This is a genomic window from Microbacterium sp. NPDC055312 (genome assembly GCF_053645675.1).
Genome location: NZ_JBSHMU010000004.1, coordinates 43,648 through 62,102 on the forward strand (window position 1 = coordinate 43,648; position 18,455 = coordinate 62,102).

An 18,455-nucleotide genomic window follows, 5' to 3' on the forward strand; every position below is an offset into this window, starting at 1 on the left:
ACGATCTTCTGGCTGCGGTCACCTGCCGAGCGCGTACACGATGAGCAGCATCGTGACGACGAAGCCGCACGCGTAGTTGATCCACAGGAAGTGCCGCCAGCCGCGATTCGCCGCACCCGAGTCGGCATCCGACACCGAGCGGTAGGGCGCTGCCGCCCACAGGTACGGCAGGGCGAGCACGGCTGCCAGCGCGCCGGGGAATCCAGCGAAAAGCATGAGCACTCCGGCTGCCGACCAGCAGGCGAGCGCGAGACGCACCGTGCGCGCCGCACCCAGCGCGGTGGCGATCGACGAGATGCCGCCCTCACGGTCGGGCACCACGTCCTGCACGGCGCCGAACGCGTGGCTCGCGACCCCCCACAGGAAGAACGCGCTCAGCAGAGCGACGAGCCCGGGCGTGACGGTACCGCCGGCGAGGGCGAAACCGTACACCGCAGGGCTCACGAAGTGGATGCTCGAGGTCACCGAGTCCAGCACCGGCACCTCTTTGAAGCGGAACGGCGGCGCCGAGTATGCGACGACCGCGAACAGGCTGATCGCCAGGATCAACCATGACAGCGGCGAGCCGAGCACGATCAGCGCGACGACGAACGGCGCACTCAGCGCGATCGACGTCACGAGCACGGTGCGGTGCCGCTGCGGCGACAGCAGCGCCCCCTCGACACCGCCCTTGCGCGGATTCGCGAGGTCGGAGGCGTAGTCGAACACGTCGTTGATGCCGTACATAGCCAGGTTGTAGGGCACGAGGAAGAACAGGGTGCCGATCACCCAGCGGGCGTCGACGGCGCCCGCCACGAGCAGATACGCGGCCGCGAACGGGTAGGCGGTGTTGATCCAGCTGAGCGGCCGCGATGCGGCCAGCAGATCACCGATCATCGGCACGCTCCCTCCTCAGCCGCGACCACAGCGCCGGCAGCAGGATGACCGCCGCGAGCGGGTAGGCGAAGTCTTCGAGCGGGGCTTCGCCGATCCGGATGCCCGAGATGTGCGCGCTCGAGTAGTCGAACAGGCCCACGGCGATCATCACGTTGTCGAACACGGCGGTGAGCAGCACGAGCGCGGCCGCCGCCACCACCAGCGAGGTCGCAGACGGCATCCGGTCGCGGCGTCGGACGACGAGCGCGACGACGACGGCCGCGAGGAGGAACCCTGCGCACAGCAGCACGTAGCTCATGCCCTCGCCTTCCGTCGTGCGGCGAGCACCTTCTCGGCGCCGCACACGAGCACCATGGTCAGCTCGCACAGGAACAGCAAGAAGATCGGCTCCTCGATCGGCAGCTCGGGGGCGAGCAGGATGCCGGTGGCGAACGCGCCGTCATCGCGGAAGAAGATGCCCAGGCCGATCCCGGCGAGATCCCAGAGCAGGAAGAACGCGGTGCCCAGCAGCAGCACGATCACCGCTCGTGCCGGATCACGGCCGAGGAACAGCCGGTGACGCACATCCAGCAGCACCATGCCCGCGAGCGACACGAGCAGCGCGATCAGGTAGGCGGCGCTCACAGCGTCGCCGCCAGTGGCTCCGGAAGCGGGCCCGCCGAGACGTCACCGCGCAGACGCTTGACGACCAGCTCTGCGCTGATCAGGCACATCGGCAGCCCGATGCCCGGGATGGTCGTGGCGCCGGCGTACAGCAGGCCGTCGACCTTCGACGACATGTTCGCCCCGCGCAGGAACGCGCTCTGCCGCAGGGTGTGCGCGGGGCCGAGGGCACCGCCGCGCCACGCGCCGAAGTCGCGTTCGAAGTCGGCTGGACCGATCGTGCGGCGCACGACGATGCGCTCGCGCAGGTCGGGCACACCGCACCACGCCGCGATCTGCTCGATCGCCGCGTCAGCCGCGCGTTCGACCCGGTCATCTCCGGTGCCGTCGACGCCTCCGGCGCCGATCGACGTGTCGGCCGGGACCGGGATGAGCACGAACAGGTTCTCGTGCCCTTCGGGGGCGACGTCGTCGGTCGCACTGGGCCGGCAGACGTACAGCGACGCCGGATCGGGGATCCGCCTGCCCTCACCACGACGCCCTCTGCCGTAGATCGCGTCGAACCCCTCCTCCCACTGCTTCGTGAACAGCAGCGTGTGGTGCGCGAGCTGTGGCAGCTCGCCGCGCACGCCGAGCAGGGCGAGCACGGCGCCGGGTCCCGGGTCGCGCCCGTCCCACCAGGCATCCGATCTCGTGCGGTGCTCGGGATCCAGCAGCTGCTGCTCGGTGACGTGCAGATCGGCCGTCGACACCACCACATCTGCGGGCAGCTGCTCGCGCGTGCCGTCGGCGAGTTCGACCTCGACCCCCGTCGCGGCGCCGCCGTCGACCGTGATGCGCGTGGCGCGGCATCCGGTGCGGATGTCGACCCCCTCCGCTCTCGCCACGCGGGCGATGGCCGCGATCACGGCGGTGAACCCGCCGCGCGGGTACAGCACGCCCTGCCCGATGTCGAGATGACTCATCAGGTGGTACATGCCCGGGGCCTTTGCGGGCGAGGTGCCGAGGAACACGGCCGGGTACCCGAGAATCTGCTGCACACGCGGCTCGCGGCTGTGCCGGCGGATGCGCCGGTCGAGCGGCTCGGCGAGCAGGCGCGTGAGCGTCGGCAGCCCGCGCAGGGTGCGCGGCGTGAGCAGCGGGCGCAGCGACTCGTAGGTGCTGTACAGGAACATCGACGTGGCGAGATCGTAGGTGTCAGCGGCCGATGCGAGGTAGCGGTCGAGCTGCTGCTCGGCATCCGGATCCAGGGCGACGAGCGCGTCCCTGGCATCGTCGGCCGGCAGGTCGAACGGCTCCGCGTCGTCTTCGAAGTAGACCCGGTAGGCCGGGTCGAGTCGCACGAGGTCGAGCTGCTCGGCAGACGACGTGCCGAGCAGGCGGAAGAAGTGATCGAACACCTCGGGCATCAGGTACCAAGAGGGGCCGGTGTCGAAGCGGAAGCCGCCCGACTCCCAGCTGCCGGCTCGGCCGCCCAGCTCGTCTCGCGCCTCGACGAGGGTGACGGATGCGCCGTCCCGGGCGAGCAGAGCGGCGGTGGCGAGGCCGGAGATGCCCCCGCCGATGACGACGACGCGCGTCATGCGGTCTTCCTTCCTGCGGCGGCGTTCGCCAGGATGCGCAGCTTGTGCCCGAGCGGCACCGAGACGCGGGTGGATCGCAGCTCGACGGCCGGCGTCGCGCGCAGCTGCTCGTTGAGTCGGCCGAAGAGCGCCGCGGCGGCCGTCGTCGCCCGGCGGGAGCCGCGCGGCAGCCGCGCGATCGCCTCGCGGGCGACGGCGAGGTCCTCGGCGATCTCGTCGACCACCGCCTCCTTCTCGTGGTCGGTGAAGGTCTGCGGGTCGAGGCCTGGGATGTACGAGCGGCCCAGCCGCCCGGCGTCATCCGCCAGATCGCGCAGGAAGTTCACCTTCTGGAACGCCGCGCCCAGGCGACGTGCGCCCTCTTCGAGCTGATCGTCGAGCGTGAATCCCGGATGCTCGAGCGCGAACACCCGCAGGCACATCGAGCCCACCACCTCGGCGGAGCCGTGGATGTAGCGGCGGTACTGCTCGAGATCGAAGCGCGGGTGCGCGGTGGCATCCATCCGCATCGACCCGAAGAACGGCTGCACGAGCTCGGCGCCGATGCCGGTGCGCCGCGCCGTGGCGGCGAAGGCGTGCACGACGAGGTTCGCGCTGAACCCGCAGTCGATCGCGTGCAGGGTGTCCTGCTCGAGCGCGTCGAGGATGGCCAGCACCTCGGTCTGCTGCAGCCCCGCCTCCGACGCCGGGCCGTCGACGATCTCGTCGGCGACGCGCACGAGGGCGTACACATCGGCGATCCCGCCGCGCACCTCGCGCGGCAGCAGCCGGCTCGCGTAGCCGAACGACGTCGAGTATCCGCTGATCACGTGCGCCGAAGCCGCATGCGCCGTGCGGGTGTACAAGTCGAGCGCGGGTTCGGCCCTCACGACTGCCGCTCCGCGCAGCGTTCGGCGATCTGCGCGAGTTCGGTGCGCAGCCCGGTGGGCAGGGGAGCGATGGCGATCGCGTGCAGCACGTCGTGCAGCACCCCGTCGATGACCCGCTGCATCCGCTCGACCGCCCCGCAGTGCACCAGCGCGGCGCGCAGCCGGTCGGCGTCGGACGTCTCGAGCGGGGCGCGCCCGAACAGGGGACGCACGGCTTCCCACTCCGGGGTGCCCTCGGCGAACGCGACGAGCAGCGTGCGCTTGCCCTCACGCAGGTCGCCGATGACGCTCTTGCCGGTGCTGCTCTCGGCGCCGAACACCCCCAGGGCGTCGTCGCGCAGCTGGTACAGCAGCCCCAGTCGCGATCCGATCCACTCCAGCGCCTCCACGACCTGGTCGGTGGCGCCGGCGAGCAGCGCCCCCACCCGCAGCGGTGCGGCGAACGAGTACGCGGCGGTCTTCTGCTCGATCATCCGCAGGATGTCCTCCTGCTCGGCGTGCATGACACCCTTCGCGTACCCCACGTCGGCGTGCTCTCCCGCGGCGGTGAGGATCAGCGCGTCATCGATCACGCGGTGCAGGGTCGCGGCGACCGGATGCCCGACCTCGGCGACCAGCACGTGCGTGCCGCTGATCAGCAGGTCGCCGGCGAGCAGAGCCGACGCCTCACCCCACGCCGTGGCGGTGTGCGGAGCGTGCCCGTCGTCGAGCGCGGCGGCGGCGAACCGGCCGGCGAGGTTCGGCTTGCCGCGGCGCACCAGATCGCGGTCGAGCACGTCGTCGTGCAGGAGAAGGGCGGTGTGCAGCACCTCGAAGGCCGCCGCCGCGCACAGCGCCGAGTGCTCCTCGACACCGCCCAGGCTCTCGTGCGCGAGCAGCAGCAGCCGGGGCCGCAGACGCTTCCCGCCCTGCGTGGCGTCAGCCGCCCTGCGCCACAGATCGCCGTAGCGGCCGCCCATCGCATCCGCTCGTTCGATCCGGTCGGCGAAGAACCGATCGATGATCTCGTCCAGGCGCGGGTCGACCGCTGTCTCCAGCCTCATGCGACCCTCCGCCATGCGGTGGCGTGTATGGATCCGGCGGGCGCCGAGAGCTGCTGCGCCTGCAGCACGAGCCAGGGGCTGAACGCCCACGGTGCCGCGGTGAGCGCGGCGGCGAGATCCTCCGGGCTCACCCAGCGGGCATCCATCGCCTCGTCCGGGTTGAGCGTCGGCTCGCCCACCGCGCGGGCGGTGTAGACGGGGCAGATCTCGTTCTCGACCACTCCCGAGGCATCCACGGCCCGGTATCGGAAGTCGGGCAGCTCGAGCTGCAGATCCGCGATCTCGAGACCGAGCTCGTCCTGTGCTCGGCGGTGCACGGCATCCGGAATCGCCTCGAACGGCGCGGGGTGACCGCAGAACGCATTCGTCCAGGTGCCGGGCCAGGCGCGCTTGGTCAGCGCCCGCCGGGTCAGCAGCAGCCGGCCCTCGTCGTCGCGCACGTGGCACGAGAAGGCGAGGTGCAGGGGGGTCTCGTCGTGGTGCACTTCGTCCTTCGGGGCGACACCGCTCGGGTTTCCGTCGTCGTCGAGAAGGATCACGCGCTCGGGGGAGTGGGTCACTTCGGCCTCCTGTGTATTCGCTAGACAGGCTAGCTTTCAACTCGGGATATATCCACATCTGACGTAAAATCAACCGCATGCCCAAGATCATCCCGTCCGGTGCGCCGGGCCCGGTCATGCACGACCCGCGCCTGAACGATCCGGAACAGGAGCTCGTGCGCACCGGCGACCTCACGCCGGGCGAGCTGGAGAGCGTGCTCGAGGTGCTCGAGGCCATGCGCCGCTGGCGCGAGGCCGAACGCGAGCACAGCGAGGCATCGCAGCGGTACATGCGCCTGAGCGAGAGCGACATGAGGGCGCTGCGCCTGCTCATCGCCGCGGGAAACCAGAGGCTCCCGATGACCCCCAGCGCGATGGCCGGCCAGCTCGGCATCTCCACCGCCTCGACGACCAAGCTGCTCGACCGCCTCGAGCGCGGCGGTCACGTCGTGCGGCGCGCCCACCCGGACGACCGGCGCAGCCTGGTCATCGAGGTGACCGACGAGACCCGCCACGCCGCGCGCGCGACGGTCGGTCGCGAGCACGCCCGCCGCTTCGACGTCATCGCCGAGCTCAGCCGCGAGCAGCGCCGCACCGTCGCCGACTTCTTCGACGCGATGGCGGCCACCGCCCAGCGTGACGCCGTGTGACGAGCCGATTCTGAGGTGGCGCACGATCCCGCATACGTTTTCGGAGTCCCCCACGAGAGGAAGAACCCGAGAATGTCCCGCCGTTTCACCACCCTCACCGCTGCAGCCGCAGCGGTCGCCCTCGTCACCGGTCTCACCGGCTGCGCATCCGCCGGCGCCGGATCCGACGGCGCCGCAGACGTCGTCAAGATCGGCGTGGTCGGCAAGAGCGACCCGCAGTGGGCCGCTTTCGAGAAGGCGGCGAAGGCCGCGGGAATCGAGATCGACCTGGTCGACTTCGGGTCGTACGAGCTGCCCAACCCGGCACTGACCGAGGGCGAGATCGACCTCAACCAGTTCCAGCACGTGATCTACCTCGCCCAGTACAACGAGGCGGCCGGTGAGGATCTGGTGGCCATCGGCTCGACGCAGACCTATCCGCTCGGCCTGTACTCGTCGAAGTACGACGACGTGAAGGACATCGCCGAGGGCGAGACGGTCGCCGTCCCCGACGACGCGTCGAACCAGGCGCGTGGACTGCTCGTGCTGCAGTCGGCCGGCCTCATCGAGCTCAAGGACGGCGGCTCTCCGTTCTCCGATCTCTCCGACGTCGACGAGGCGAAGTCCAAGGTCAAGGTGACCGCTCTCGAGGCTGCGCTGACCCCCGAGGCACTGCCCGACGTCGCGGCGGCCATCATCAACAACGACTTCGTCGAAGGGGCGGGTCTGAAGTTCGACGACGCGCTGTTCACCGACGACGCGTCAGACCCGGCCGCGGCTCCCTACGTGAACATCTTCGCCTCGCGCGCAGACGACGCCGACAACGAGACCTACCTGAAGCTCATCGAGATCTTCCAGACCGACGCGGCCGTGCAGAAGGGCCTCGCCGAGTCGTCCGGCGGAACCGGCGTGACGGTGCAGCTCTCGCAGGAGGACCTGGCGAAGACGCTGAAGACCGTGCAGAAGGACGTCGCCGGCAACAGCTGATCCGCACGGATCTGAGAGAATCGGGCGGCGCGGTGTGCGTCGCCCGATTCTCCGTGTCCGGGTGGCCGACGCCCGACACCCCCACCCACCCGAAACCGGAGTGAACCCATGCCCATCGTCTCGCTCGAGAACGTGTCGAAGCGATACCCGTCCCCTCAGCGCGCAGGGGAGCAGGTCACCGCGGTCGACGACGTCACCCTCCACATCGAGAAGGGGGACGTCTACGGCATCATCGGCTACTCGGGAGCCGGCAAGTCCACCCTCGTGCGTCTCATCAACGCCCTGGAGCCCGCCTCCGAGGGGCGGATCACCGTCGACGACGTCGAGGTCACCGCGCTCTCGGAGCGCGAGCTGCGAGCCGTGCGCACCGGCATCGGCATGATCTTCCAGCAGTTCAACCTGTTCTCGGCGAAGACCGTGCGGGCCAACATCGCGTACCCGCTCAAGCTCGCCGGCTGGTCGAAAACCGACATCGACGCGCGCGTCACCGAGCTGCTGTCGTTCGTCGGTCTCAGCGACAAGGCGCGCTCGTACCCCGAGCAGCTCTCCGGCGGTCAGAAGCAGCGCGTCGGGATCGCCCGTGCGCTCGCGACCCGCCCCGCGATCCTGCTCGCCGACGAGGCCACCAGCGCGCTCGACCCGGAGACCACGCATGAGGTGCTCGCCCTGCTCAAGCGGGTCAACGAGGAGCAGGGGGTCACCATCGTGGTGATCACGCACGAGATGGACGTGATCCAGACGATCGCGACGAAGGTCGCCGTGATGGATCGCGGTCGCGTGATCGAGCAGGGCGACGTGTTCGAGGTCTTCTCGGCTCCCCGGCATCCGGCCTCGCAGCGCTTCGTGGGGACGGTGGTCAAGGGCGTCCCCTCTCCGGCCGAGCGGGCCGTGCTGCGCGAGCGGCACAGCGGGCGCCTCGTGACGTTCTCGTTCCGCGACGGCGGGCCGTCCCAGGCGCAGCTCTTCGTCGACCTGGCCGAGGCCGGGCTGGAGTTCGAGCTCGTGTTCGGCGGCATCAACGACATCCGCGGTCGGGCGTTCGGCCATCTGACCCTCGCCATCCGCGGCGACGAGACGCGCATCGACGAGGCACTCGCCCGCATCGGCCGCCAGGTCGAGGTGACCGACATCGAGCGGGAGGAGGAGCGCTGATGGATCGTCTCGTCGAACTCGCCCCGGAGTTCTGGCAGGCAGCTGTCGAGACTCTGTACATGGTGTCGCTGACCCTGCTCTTCGGCGGGATCCTCGGTGGCCTGATCGGCATGGGTCTGTACCTCACCAGGCCGGGCGGCATGCTGCAGAACCGCACGGTGTCGTTCGTGCTGAATTTGTTCATCAACTTCTTCCGGCCGATCCCGTTCGTGATCCTCATCACCGTGCTGATCCCGTTCTCGCGCTTCGTCGTGGGCAGCGGCATCGGCACCAACGCGGCGATCGTCGCGCTCGTGGTCGCGTCGATGTTCGCCATCGGGCGCATCGTCGAGCAGCACCTGGTCGGCGTCTCGCCCGGGGTCATCGAGGCCGCGCGCGCGATGGGAGCAGGTCCGTGGCGCACCCTGTTCACCGTGGTCATCCCGGAGGCGCTGGGCCCGCTCGTGCTGGGCTACACGTTCGTCATCGTGGCGCTCATCGACATGACGGCGATGGCCGGGTACATCGGCGCCGGCGGTCTCGGCAATTTCGCCCTCACCTACGGGCGTCGCCAGTTCGAGCCGGTCGTGATGTGGGCCGCCGTGCTGCTGATCGTCGTGTTCGTGCACTTCGCGCAGACGCTGGGCACCTGGCTCGCGCGCCGGATCATGCGCCGATAGCCCTTTCGCGACGACGAACCGCGTGCCATCCTCGCAGCAGGTGGAAAGGCATGTCATGGGTACCGAGATGTTCCACGCTGCAGACGGCTACGACCTTCTCATCGGTCGCTACCTGCCCTCGCTGGCGCCGGCTTTCGCGGAATTCGCCGGGGTGAGAGCGGGCAGCGCGCTCGACGTCGGATGCGGACCGGGCGGGCTGACGATCGAGCTGGCCCGCCGGGTCGGAGCCGCGAACGTGTCTGCGATCGATCCCTCGCCTCCGTTCGTCGCCGCCTGCCGCGAGCGGGTGGCGGGAGCCGAGGTCGTCGAGGGTGTGGCGGAGGAGCTGCCCTACCCCGACGGCGGCTTCGACGCCGCGCTGTCGTCGCTCGCGGTCGGGTTCATGTCCGACCCGCAGCAGGGGGTGCGGGAGATGGCCCGGGTCACCCGCGCCGACGGCGTGGTGGCGCTGTGCTTCTGGGATCAGCTCCGCATGCAGGGCATCGCGCACTTCTGGAACGCCGCGCACCGGGTGCTCGGGGTGGCTGCGGTGGACGAACGGCTGGTCGGACGGCGGGAAGGCGAGCTGGCAGCGCTGCTCGACGGCGCCGGACTCGTCGGCATCCGCGCGACCGAGATCGTCGCGACAGCCCGCTACGCCGACGCCGACGATCTGTGGGCCGGGTACACCGCGAAGATCGGGCCGATCGGACAGTACGTGCAGACGCTGGCACCCGACCAGCTGGACGCCGTGCGTGCCGCCGTCCGTGACGACCTGGACGACCCGGATCGTCCGTTCACCCTCACTGCGGTCGCGTGGGCGGCGAGGGGCGCGGTTCCCGCCTGACGCCGGCCGGGGCATCCTGCAGGGTCCGTCGGGTGACGAACTCGCGGGGCGCCCCGCTGAGCGGATCGTCGAAGCGCAGCTCGCGGGCGAGCAGCTGCAGCGGCCGGGTGAAGTCGTCGGGCGCCTCGGGCAGCAGCACGGGGTAGAAGCCGTCGTTCAGGATGCCCGCGCCGAGCGAGGCCAGATGCACGCGCAGCTGGTGCATGCGTCCGGAGTGCGGGCGCAGCAGGGTGTGCACGACCCGCTCGTCGAAGCCGAGCAGCTCGACGCGCGTCTCGGAGTTCGGCTCGCGCGCGTCGTCGACCCGCACGCACACGTTCGCGCGCAGCTTCTCGATGTGGTTGCGGTACACGATCGGGAAGGGCCGTCCGGCCAGAGCGGGGGATGCCGGATCCCATCCCGCCGGGCGGGCGGACACCGCCTCGTACACCTTCTCGACCTGCCGCCGCTCGAACAGCAGCTGGTAGGCGCCGCGGGTCTCGGGGCGGACGGAGAACATCAGCAGACCGGCGGTCGCCCGATCGAGGCGGTGGATCGGGGTGAGCTCCGGGATGCCGAGCAGGTTGCGCAGCCGCACCAGGGCGGAGTTCTGCAGGTACTTGCCGCCCGGGGTCGTCGGCAGGAAGTGCGGCTTGTCGGCCACGACCAGATCGCGGTCCTGATGCAGCACGTCGATCTCGAACGGGATCTCGCGCTCGACCGGCGGCTCGCGGTAGTACCAGACGAACTCGTGCGCGCCCAGCGGAGTCTCGCGACTGAGCGACGAGCCGTCGCGGGCGACGATCTCACCGCGATCGAAGCGCGACAGCAGCCGCTCAGGCTCGAGGTGGAAGAAGCGCTCGGCCATGTACGCGCCGATCGTCGGCCACGGCCCGGTCAGCGGCAGATGCAGCCGCGTGGCGCCGACGCCGTCGCGCACGGGAAGGGGGGAGAGCATGGCCATCAGCGGCCTCGGCCCAGACCCGGGATGCTCACGAGTCGAAACTCAGGCTGAGCTTGCGCAGCAGCCCCGCGAGCCGCTCGCGGTCGGTGCGCGGGAGCGCGCGCAGCAGCACGGCCTCGGCGTCGACGAGGCGGGTGATCGCGGCATCCACCCGCACCCGTCCCTCGTCGGTCAGGGTGACCAGCACGCTGCGCCCGTCCTGCGGATCCGACTCGCGACGCACGAACCGACGCCCCACCAGACGGTCGATGCGGTTGGTCATCGTGCCGCTCGAGACCAGGGTCTGCTGCAGCAGCTGCTTGGGCGAGAGCTGGAACGGCGCGCCGGCGCGGCGCAGCGCCGACAGCACATCCCACTCCCACGGCTCGATGTCGCTGCGGCGGAACACATCGCGCCGTGCCCGGTCGAGATGACGCGAGAGGCGATCCATGCGCGAGAGCACCTCGAGAGGCGAGAAGTCCAGGTCGGGGCGCTGGGTGTTCCAGGCGCCGACGATCCTGTCGACCTCATCCGCCTCGTTCATAGGCTCATTATCGCCTGCCCGCGGCCACCCTCCGGACGGGAGGGCGGGGTCGGCCGTGGCAGAATTGACCCGCGGTCGCCGCTCGCGAGGCGGAGGGCCGCGGTCCGCCGTGGTGTAACGGCAGCACGACAGCCTTTGGAGCTGTGAGGTTCAGGTTCGAATCCTGGCGGCGGAGCATGACGCAGAACAATCTCGCCATCATCGTGCTCGCCGCGGGCCAGGGCACCCGCATGAAGTCCCGTCGACCGAAGGTGCTGCACGAGATCGCCGGGCGACCGCTGGTCGGTCACGTGCTGACGACCGCTCGTTCGCTGGGCGCGTCGCACATCGAGGTCGTGGTGCGGCACGAGCGCGAGCAGGTCGTCACCGCTCTCGCCGGCGACTACCCCGACGCGGTCTTCGTCGACCAGGACGACGTGCCGGGCACCGGCCGTGCCGTGCAGGTGGCGGTCGACGCCCTGCCCGCCGATTTCGACGGCGACGTGCTCGTGCTCTCGGGCGACTGCCCGCTCGCCGACGCGGACACCCTCGCGTCCTTCCTCGACGAGCACCGCGCGTCGGGCGCTCCGGCGACGCTGATGACCGCTGTCGTCGACGATCCGACCGGCTACGGGCGGGTGATCCGCGATGCCGACGGAGGCGTCGACCGCATCGTCGAGCAGAAGGATGCCAGTGACGATGAGGCATCGGTCCGCGAGATCAACGCCGGGATGTACGCGTTCCGCTCCGAGACGCTGCGCCGCTACCTGCCCGAGATCGGGCTCGACAACGCGCAGGGCGAGATGTACCTGACCGACGTGCCCGGGCTGCTGCGCCGCGACGGCGACCGCGTGGCGGCATCGGTCGTCTCCGATGTCACCGTGACATACGGCGTCAACGACCGCGCGCAGCTCGCGCTCGTCGGGCGCCTGCTCAACCAGCGCATCGTGCGTCGCTGGCAGCGCGAGGGCGTCACCATCGTCGACCCCGACACCACGTGGATCGACGACGACGCCAAGCTGTCGCCCGATGTGACGATCCTGCCGAACACCCAGATCCTGGGCGCCACGGTCATCGCGGAAGGCGCCACCGTCGGGCCCGACACCACGCTGGTGGACTGCGAGGTCGGCGAGGATGCGGTGGTCAAGCGCACCGACGCGAACCTCTCGGTGATCGGTGCGAAGGCCACCGTCGGCCCGTTCTCGTTCCTCCGTCCCGGCACCGTGCTGGGCGCCGGCGGCAAGATCGGCGCGTACGTCGAGACGAAGAACGCCGAGATCGGCGAGAACAGCAAGGTGCCGCACCTGTCGTACATCGGCGATGCCACCATCGGCCGCGGCGTGAACCTCGGCGCCAGCACGATCACCGCGAACTACGACGATGTGAACAAGCACCGCACGGTGGTCGGCGACGAGGTGCATACCGGCTCGCACACCGTGCTCGTCGCGCCCGTTAGGCTGGGAGCCGGTGCGAAGACCGGTGCCGGCGCTGTCGTCCGCAAGGATGTGCCCGCCGGTGCCCTGGCCATGAGCGTCGCCCCCCAGCGCAACATCGACGGGTGGGTCGAGAAGAACAGAGCAGGCACGGGCGCAGCAGATGCGGCGGCCCGCGAACGATCGGCGGAATAAGTCGCATGGGCAACAAGAAGAAGAAGGTCGCACTCGATCGTGAGAACGGGGTCGCTCCCGGTCTGATCTCGAAGACGAAGAAGCGTCTCGTCGTCGCCGGCGGACGCTCGCATCCCGAGCTGACCGCCGCCGTCGCCGCGGCCCTCGGCCAGGAGGCGGCTCCCGTCGAGCACCGCACCTTCGCCTCGGGTGAGATCTACGCCCGCTTCGAGGTGTCGATCCGCGGCTGCGACCTGTTCATCGTGCAGTCGTTTGGCGAGCCGGTGAACGAGTGGCTCATGGAGACGCTGATCATGCTCGACGCCGCCAAGCGTGCGTCGGCCAAGCGCATCACGGTCGTCGCCCCTTACTACCCGTACTCCCGTCAGGACAAGAAGGGTCGCGGCCGCGAGCCGATCTCGGCCCGCCTCGTGGCCGACATGCTCAAGACCGCCGGCGCCGACCGCGTGATGAGCGTCGACCTGCACGCGGCGCAGATCCAGGGCTTCTTCGACGGCCCCGTCGACCACCTGTTCGCCAAGCCGGTGCTGCTCGAGCACTTCGAGGGAACGCTCACCGCCGAAGACCGCGAGACCCTCACGATCGTGTCCCCCGACATGGGGCGCGTGCGCGTGGCCGACACGTGGTCCGACAGCCTGGGCGCGCCGCTCGCGATCATCCACAAGCGTCGCGACCCGAAGGTCGCCAACCAGGTCTCGGTGCACGAGATCGTCGGAGCCGTCGACGGCCGCACCTGCCTGCTCGTCGACGACATGATCGACACCGGCGGCACGATCGTCAAGGCCGCGCAGGCACTCAAGTCGAACGGCGCCCGCAAGGTGATCGTCGCGGCCACGCACGCCGTGTTCAGCGACCCGGCATCCGAGCGACTGCAGGACGACTCGATCGACCAGGTCGTCATCACCGACACGATCCCGCTCACCGAGTCGCGACAGTGGGACGGGCTCACGATCCTGCCGATCGCGCCGCTGCTCGCCACCGCGATCAAGCAGGTGTTCGAAGACGGCTCGGTGACGAGCATGTTCGGCGGAGACGCCTGATCCTCGGCACGCAGCGACGAGGGCATCCGGATTCCTCATAGCCGGATGCCCGAAGCTGGAGGCATGAACGTGCACCCCGCTGCCCGCACCGGAACCGCTCTGCTCGGCCTTGCCGGCGCGCTCATGCTCACCGGATGCTCGGGCACCGCAGATGCGGACACGACGAAGCCCGACCCGTCTCCGCTGAGCACCGACGCGAGCGCACCGTATGCCGACGGCACCTACACGGCGGAGGGATCGTACCGCACGCCCGAGACGGTCGAGACGATCGCGGTGACCCTCACGATCGCCGACGACACGGTCACCGACGTCGAGGTGGTCGGCGACCCGCTGGCGGCGGAGTCGAAGAACTTCCAGGGCCAGTTCATCGCGGGCATCTCGGATGTCGTGGTCGGCAAGAAGCTCGATGAGCTGCAGGTCGACCGCGTCGCCGGATCGTCGCTCACCAGCGGCGGGTTCGATCAGGCCGTGGTCAGGATCAAGGACGAGGCCGCAGCCGCAGCCGCGGCCGAGTGATCCGGGATGCACTCGTGGCGGTTCGACGCCATCGGCACGCGCTGGGAGATCGAGACCGCCGAGCCGCTGGACGGATCGGCTCGCGCGCGCGTCGGCGAGATCATCGAGGCGTTCGACGCGGTCTGGTCGCGCTTCCGTGACGACTCCGTCGTCTCCTCGCTGCGCGCGCACGGCGGCACGGCAGAGCTGACTCCGAGCGCCGCCGGAGACGCCGCGGCGATGCTCGAGGTCTATCGCGCCCTCGCGCAGGCGACCGACGGCGGGGTCACCCCGCTGATCGGATCGGCGCTCGACGCTCTCGGCTACGACGCGGCTCTCACGCTGCGCCCGGGAACACCGCAGACGGCTCCCGCCGAGTGGGAGCGGATGCTGCACTGCAACGGGCGGGGGCTGACCCTCGGTGAGCCGGCGGTCATCGATGTCGGCGCCGTGGGCAAGGGCCGGCTGGTCGACCTGGTCAGCGACGCGCTGGCGCACCTGCCGGGACGGGTGACCGTCGACGGCAGCGGTGATCTGCGCGTACGCGGCGGCATGGCCCGAATCGCGCTCGAGCACCCGTACGATCCCACCTCCGCGGTCGGCGTGGTGGAGGTGACGGATGCCGCGCTGTGCGCGTCTGCGGTGACGCGCCGCGCCTGGGGGAGCGGACTGCATCACGTGCTCGACGGACGCACCGGGCTGCCGGTGACCACCTGGGTCGCGACCTGGGCCCTCGCCCACGACGCACTGCACGCCGACGCCGCGGCGACGGGGCTGTTCTTCGACGGCGGCGATGAGCTCGCCGACCGCTGGGGCGCCCACTGGGTGCGGATGTCGAGCGACGGGCGGGTGGAGCACTCGAGCGGCTTCCCCGGTGCGCTGTTCACGGAGCCCGAACGCTGAGGATGCGGAGGAACGGCTTGCCGGTGCGCTCATCGAGCCCGGCGGGCCGGGATACGGAAGAGTAGAACGGTGATCACTGCGTTCCTCGCCATGCGGCAGCGTGTGCTGGCCGTGCTCGGCGCCCTCTCGATGTACCGGCTCGTGCTCTTCGCCCTCGCGGGACTCGCGGTCATCGCACTCGGGCTGTCGCTCGCAGGTCTCGTGGGACCGGCAGCCGGCGAGATCGTGGCGTCCTTCGCCGCGCTGGCCGTGTCGATCTCCGCGGTCGACGCGGTCGCGCAGCGTGTGCTGCGCCTGCCGTGGCGCGTCGAGTCGTCGCTGGTCACCGCGCTCATCCTGCTGTTCGTGCTGCAGCCCTCGCTCACCCCGGCGGGCCTGGCGGGGACGGCGATCGCAGGTGTGCTGGCGAGCCTGTCGAAGTACCTGATCGCGTGGCGCGGGCGGCACATCTTCAATCCCGCGGCGTTCGGAGCCGCCGTCGTGACGATCCTCGGCCTCGGCACGTTCTCGGCGTGGTGGGTCGGCACGCCGTGGCTGACGCTGTTCGTCGCCCTGAGCGGTCTGATCGTGCTGTGGCGCACCGAGAAGGTGCGCCTGGTGCTGCTCTTCCTCGTGGTGGTCGTCGCGGTGTCGGTCGTGCGCCAGGTGGTGCAGTCGCAGAGCTTCGGCATCCCGTTCAGCGCCGGTGACGCGCTGCTGGCGGCGCTCACGCAGACGCCGTACCTCTTCCTCGGCGCGTTCATGCTCTCCGAGCCGCTCACGCTTCCGCCCCGACGCTGGCAGCAGTACAGCGTCGCCGCGCTCGTGGGCGTGCTCGCCGGCTGGCCGATCGCGATCGGCTCGCTGTTCACGCTCGGTCAGGAGCGCGCCCTGCTGATCGGCAACCTGCTCGCGTTCGCCTTCGCGCTGCGCAGCTCGGTGCGGCTCGTGCTCACCGGGCGCACCTTCGTCACCCCGACCGCGCAGGAGCTCACGTTCCGAACGAAGGGCCGGCTGCGCTTCATCGCCGGGCAGTACCTCGAGCTCGAGGTGCCCCACCGCAATCCGGATGCCAGGGGCACCCGCCGCGAGTTCAGCATCGTATCCGCGCCCGCCGACCTGCCCACCCTGCGCATCGCCTACAAGGACGGCGACCAGAAGCATCCCTCGAGCTACAAGCGGGCGCTCAAGGCGGCCGAGCCGGGCGCGATGCTCGCCGTCACCGGAACCTGGGGCGACTTCGTGCTGCCTCGCGGGCGCACCCCGGTGCTGATGGTCGCGGCAGGCATCGGCGTGACCCCGTTCGTGTCGCAGCTGCGTCAGCTGCAGGCGACGGGTGCCGAGCGCGACGTCGTGCTCGTCTACGTGGCGGCCGAGGCGGCCGAGCTCGCGTTCCGTGACGAGCTCGCCGAGACCGGCGCCCGGACGATCGTGTTCACGCGCGACGAGCCGGCAGACCTCCCGCCGCATTGGACGTGGGCGCAGGGCATCCGCCTCGACGCCGACGGCCTGCATCGCATGGTGCCCGACCTCGCCGCCCGGCACGCGTACATCTCGGGGCCGCCGCGCCTCATCGCCGATCTCGCACCGGCGCTGCAGAAGGCACGTGGGGTCACGACCGACGCGTTCGCCGGCTACTGAGCCGGATGCCCGGGCTGGTCCGGATGCCCTGGCCGGTCCGGATGCCCTGGCGTCGACCGCTCCGGTGCTGACGGTGCCGGTGGTGGCGTCGGCCGCTCGCCGCGCGGCAGACGCACGGTGAAGGACGTGTCGCCCGGCGCGCTCTCGACCGTGACGGTGCCGCCATGGCCCTCGACGATCGCCTTGGCGATCGCGAGACCGAGCCCGGTGCCGCCGGTCTGCCGTGCTCGCGACACGTCGCCGCGGGCGAAGCGGGCGAACAGCTCTTCGCGCACGGCGGGATCGATGCCGGGCCCGTCGTCGTGCACCCGAAGCTCGGCGCCCGCGGGGGTGGCCGTCAGCGACAGCGTGATGGTCGTTCCCTCCGGCGTGTGCGTGCGGGCGTTCGCGAGCAGATTGCCGACCACCTGGTGCAGGCGTCCGACGTCGCCCGCCACGATCACCGGCTCGCCGGGGGTCTCGAGCTGCCAGTGGTGGCCCGGGGCTGTGGGCTGCGCGTCGGCGAGGGCCTCGACGGCGAGCTGCGACAGGTCGACCTCACCGTGCACGAGCTCGGCGCCCTCATCGAGCCGGGCGAGCAGCAGCAGATCCTCGACGAGTCGCGTCATGCGCAGCGACTGCGCCTGGATGCGCTCCAGCGCCGAGGTGGTGTTCTCGACGGTGGAGTCGTCGTGCGACTGACGCAGCGCCCGCAGCGACAGCTCGGAGTACCCGCGGATCGACGCGAGCGGCGTGCGCAGCTCGTGGCTGGCATCCGCCACGAACCGCCGCATGCGCTCCTCGTTGCGCTGGCGTGCCGAGAGCGAGGAGTCGACGTGGTCGAGGAGGGTGTTCAGCGCGACCCCCACCCGGCCGACCTCGGTGCGCGGATCGGCCTCGTAGTCGGGCACGCGTTCGGTGATGCGCACCTCTCCGCGATCGAGCGGCTGGCCGGCGACTCGCGACGCGGTCGCCGCGACCGCGCGCAGCGGACGCAGGCCCATGCTGATCGTGAGTGCGGTGGTGAGCGCGAGCAGGATCAGCCCGCCGAGGGTCGCGAGGGCGATCACGGTGAACAGCGACGTCATCGTGTGCTGCACCTCGGCGCGGGGCAGGCCGGTGATCACGACCACGCCGTTGTCGGTGCGGTCGACGGTCACCCGGAACGAGCCGGCGTCGTGCAGGGTGACGGTCGCCGACTCGGACGCCTGCAGCGCGGAGGTGAGCGTCAGCAGATCGCGGGCCGGCAGATCACGCCGCGACTCGGGGGTGACGATCACCCCGGACGCGGGTGTGTTCGGGGGCAGCACCGCGAGCAGCAGACTCCCGGTCTGGACGATGCCGCCGCTGACCGCATCCGCGGCGGTGAGCGGTGCGCCGCGGCTCGCCGCCGCATCGGCGCGGCTGGTGACCAGCGCCGTCGTCACGTTCGACGTGGCCTCGAGCTTCCTCTGCAGATCGTCTTCGAGGGTCTTGCCCAGTGTCGCGCTGGTGATGATCGCGACGATCACGAGGATGAGCGAGACGAACCCGATCACCGCGGCCATCAGCCGCGCCTGAAGGCTCAACGGGTGGGGGA

At 70.5% G+C, this 18,455-nt stretch carries 20 protein-coding genes and 1 tRNA gene; 11 read left to right on the forward strand and 10 right to left on the reverse strand.

Annotated features, from left to right (window positions below; genetic code table 11):
* Positions 1-18: 18 nt before the first annotated feature.
* The 7 genes from ACWIDW_RS11385 to idi are packed head-to-tail and all read right to left on the reverse strand — an operon-like array spanning position 19 to position 5,534.
* A complete protein-coding gene (locus tag ACWIDW_RS11385; protein WP_454125561.1) occupies positions 19-876 on the reverse strand; it encodes a prenyltransferase in 858 nt (285 codons plus the stop codon).
* Complete coding sequence (locus ACWIDW_RS11390; protein WP_454125383.1) at positions 866-1,174, reverse strand: lycopene cyclase domain-containing protein; 309 nt, start codon at positions 1,172-1,174, stop codon at positions 866-868. Before ACWIDW_RS11390 ends, ACWIDW_RS11385 begins: the two co-directional genes overlap by 11 nt.
* Complete coding sequence (locus tag ACWIDW_RS11395; RefSeq protein ID WP_454125385.1) at positions 1,171-1,500, reverse strand: lycopene cyclase domain-containing protein; 330 nt, start codon at positions 1,498-1,500, stop codon at positions 1,171-1,173. The genes ACWIDW_RS11390 and ACWIDW_RS11395 overlap by 4 nt, the downstream gene beginning before the upstream one ends.
* Positions 1,497-3,062 (reverse strand): phytoene desaturase family protein, encoded by a 1,566-nt coding sequence (gene crtI / locus ACWIDW_RS11400; RefSeq protein ID WP_454125387.1) that lies wholly within the window; start codon positions 3,060-3,062, stop codon positions 1,497-1,499. The genes ACWIDW_RS11395 and crtI overlap by 4 nt, the downstream gene beginning before the upstream one ends.
* Positions 3,059-3,931, reverse strand: coding sequence for a phytoene/squalene synthase family protein (locus ACWIDW_RS11405; RefSeq protein WP_454125389.1), 873 nt, complete (start codon positions 3,929-3,931; stop codon positions 3,059-3,061). Before ACWIDW_RS11405 ends, crtI begins: the two co-directional genes overlap by 4 nt.
* The gene (locus tag ACWIDW_RS11410; protein WP_454125391.1) at positions 3,928-4,974 is read right to left on the reverse strand and encodes a polyprenyl synthetase family protein; all 1,047 of its coding nucleotides are present in this window, start codon (positions 4,972-4,974) and stop codon (positions 3,928-3,930) included. The genes ACWIDW_RS11405 and ACWIDW_RS11410 overlap by 4 nt, the downstream gene beginning before the upstream one ends.
* Positions 4,971-5,534, reverse strand: coding sequence for an isopentenyl-diphosphate Delta-isomerase (gene idi / locus ACWIDW_RS11415; RefSeq protein WP_454125393.1), 564 nt, complete (start codon positions 5,532-5,534; stop codon positions 4,971-4,973). Before idi ends, ACWIDW_RS11410 begins: the two co-directional genes overlap by 4 nt.
* A 77-nt stretch (positions 5,535-5,611) precedes the next feature.
* On the opposite strand from idi, the gene ACWIDW_RS11420 reads away from it, so the two are divergent.
* The 5 genes from ACWIDW_RS11420 to ACWIDW_RS11440 all read left to right on the forward strand — a co-directional run bounded on the left by ACWIDW_RS11420 (position 5,612) and on the right by ACWIDW_RS11440 (position 9,766).
* Entirely contained in the window at positions 5,612-6,163 is a 552-nt protein-coding gene (locus ACWIDW_RS11420; protein ID WP_454125395.1) for a MarR family winged helix-turn-helix transcriptional regulator, read from the forward strand.
* Positions 6,164-6,235: 72 nt separating this feature from the next.
* Entirely contained in the window at positions 6,236-7,129 is an 894-nt protein-coding gene (locus ACWIDW_RS11425) for a MetQ/NlpA family ABC transporter substrate-binding protein (RefSeq protein ID WP_454125397.1), read from the forward strand.
* Between the two features lie 108 nt (positions 7,130-7,237).
* The gene (locus ACWIDW_RS11430) at positions 7,238-8,281 is read left to right on the forward strand and encodes a methionine ABC transporter ATP-binding protein (RefSeq protein WP_454125399.1); all 1,044 of its coding nucleotides are present in this window, start codon (positions 7,238-7,240) and stop codon (positions 8,279-8,281) included.
* Complete coding sequence (locus ACWIDW_RS11435; protein ID WP_454125401.1) at positions 8,281-8,940, forward strand: methionine ABC transporter permease; 660 nt, start codon at positions 8,281-8,283, stop codon at positions 8,938-8,940. Before ACWIDW_RS11430 ends, ACWIDW_RS11435 begins: the two co-directional genes overlap by 1 nt.
* A gap of 55 nt (positions 8,941-8,995) precedes the next feature.
* Positions 8,996-9,766, forward strand: a complete 771-nt coding sequence (locus ACWIDW_RS11440) for a methyltransferase domain-containing protein (protein WP_454125403.1) — start codon at positions 8,996-8,998, stop codon at positions 9,764-9,766.
* Here the strand turns inward: ACWIDW_RS11440 and ACWIDW_RS11445 are convergent.
* The gene (locus ACWIDW_RS11445; RefSeq protein WP_454125562.1) at positions 9,723-10,703 is read right to left on the reverse strand and encodes a pseudouridine synthase; all 981 of its coding nucleotides are present in this window, start codon (positions 10,701-10,703) and stop codon (positions 9,723-9,725) included. The two genes, ACWIDW_RS11440 and ACWIDW_RS11445, sit on opposite strands and share 44 nt — an antisense overlap.
* A 34-nt stretch (positions 10,704-10,737) precedes the next feature.
* Positions 10,738-11,232, reverse strand: a complete 495-nt coding sequence (locus tag ACWIDW_RS11450) for a MarR family winged helix-turn-helix transcriptional regulator (RefSeq protein ID WP_454125405.1) — start codon at positions 11,230-11,232, stop codon at positions 10,738-10,740.
* A gap of 103 nt (positions 11,233-11,335) precedes the next feature.
* Between ACWIDW_RS11450 and ACWIDW_RS11455 the strand changes: the two genes are divergently transcribed.
* From ACWIDW_RS11455 to ACWIDW_RS11480, 6 genes are all read left to right on the forward strand, one after another.
* Positions 11,336-11,407: transfer RNA gene (locus ACWIDW_RS11455), tRNA-Gln, on the forward strand.
* A 1-nt stretch (position 11,408) separates the two neighbouring features.
* Positions 11,409-12,839, forward strand: a complete 1,431-nt coding sequence (gene glmU / locus ACWIDW_RS11460) for a bifunctional UDP-N-acetylglucosamine diphosphorylase/glucosamine-1-phosphate N-acetyltransferase GlmU (RefSeq protein WP_454125406.1) — start codon at positions 11,409-11,411, stop codon at positions 12,837-12,839.
* A gap of 5 nt (positions 12,840-12,844) precedes the next feature.
* Positions 12,845-13,879: a ribose-phosphate diphosphokinase gene (locus tag ACWIDW_RS11465; RefSeq protein ID WP_454125408.1), complete on the forward strand. Its 1,035-nt coding sequence runs from the start codon at positions 12,845-12,847 to the stop codon at positions 13,877-13,879.
* Between the two features lie 45 nt (positions 13,880-13,924).
* Complete coding sequence (locus ACWIDW_RS11470; RefSeq protein WP_454125410.1) at positions 13,925-14,395, forward strand: FMN-binding protein; 471 nt, start codon at positions 13,925-13,927, stop codon at positions 14,393-14,395.
* Positions 14,396-14,401: 6 nt separating this feature from the next.
* A complete protein-coding gene (locus ACWIDW_RS11475) occupies positions 14,402-15,277 on the forward strand; it encodes an FAD:protein FMN transferase (protein ID WP_454125412.1) in 876 nt (291 codons plus the stop codon).
* A 69-nt stretch (positions 15,278-15,346) separates the two neighbouring features.
* On the forward strand, positions 15,347-16,897 hold the full coding sequence (locus ACWIDW_RS11480; protein WP_454125413.1) for an FAD-dependent oxidoreductase: 1,551 nt from the start codon (positions 15,347-15,349) through the stop codon (positions 16,895-16,897).
* Here the strand turns inward: ACWIDW_RS11480 and ACWIDW_RS11485 are convergent.
* The gene (locus tag ACWIDW_RS11485) at positions 16,891-18,423 is read right to left on the reverse strand and encodes a sensor histidine kinase (RefSeq protein WP_454125415.1); all 1,533 of its coding nucleotides are present in this window, start codon (positions 18,421-18,423) and stop codon (positions 16,891-16,893) included. The two genes, ACWIDW_RS11480 and ACWIDW_RS11485, sit on opposite strands and share 7 nt — an antisense overlap.
* Positions 18,424-18,455: the final 32 nt, after the last annotated feature.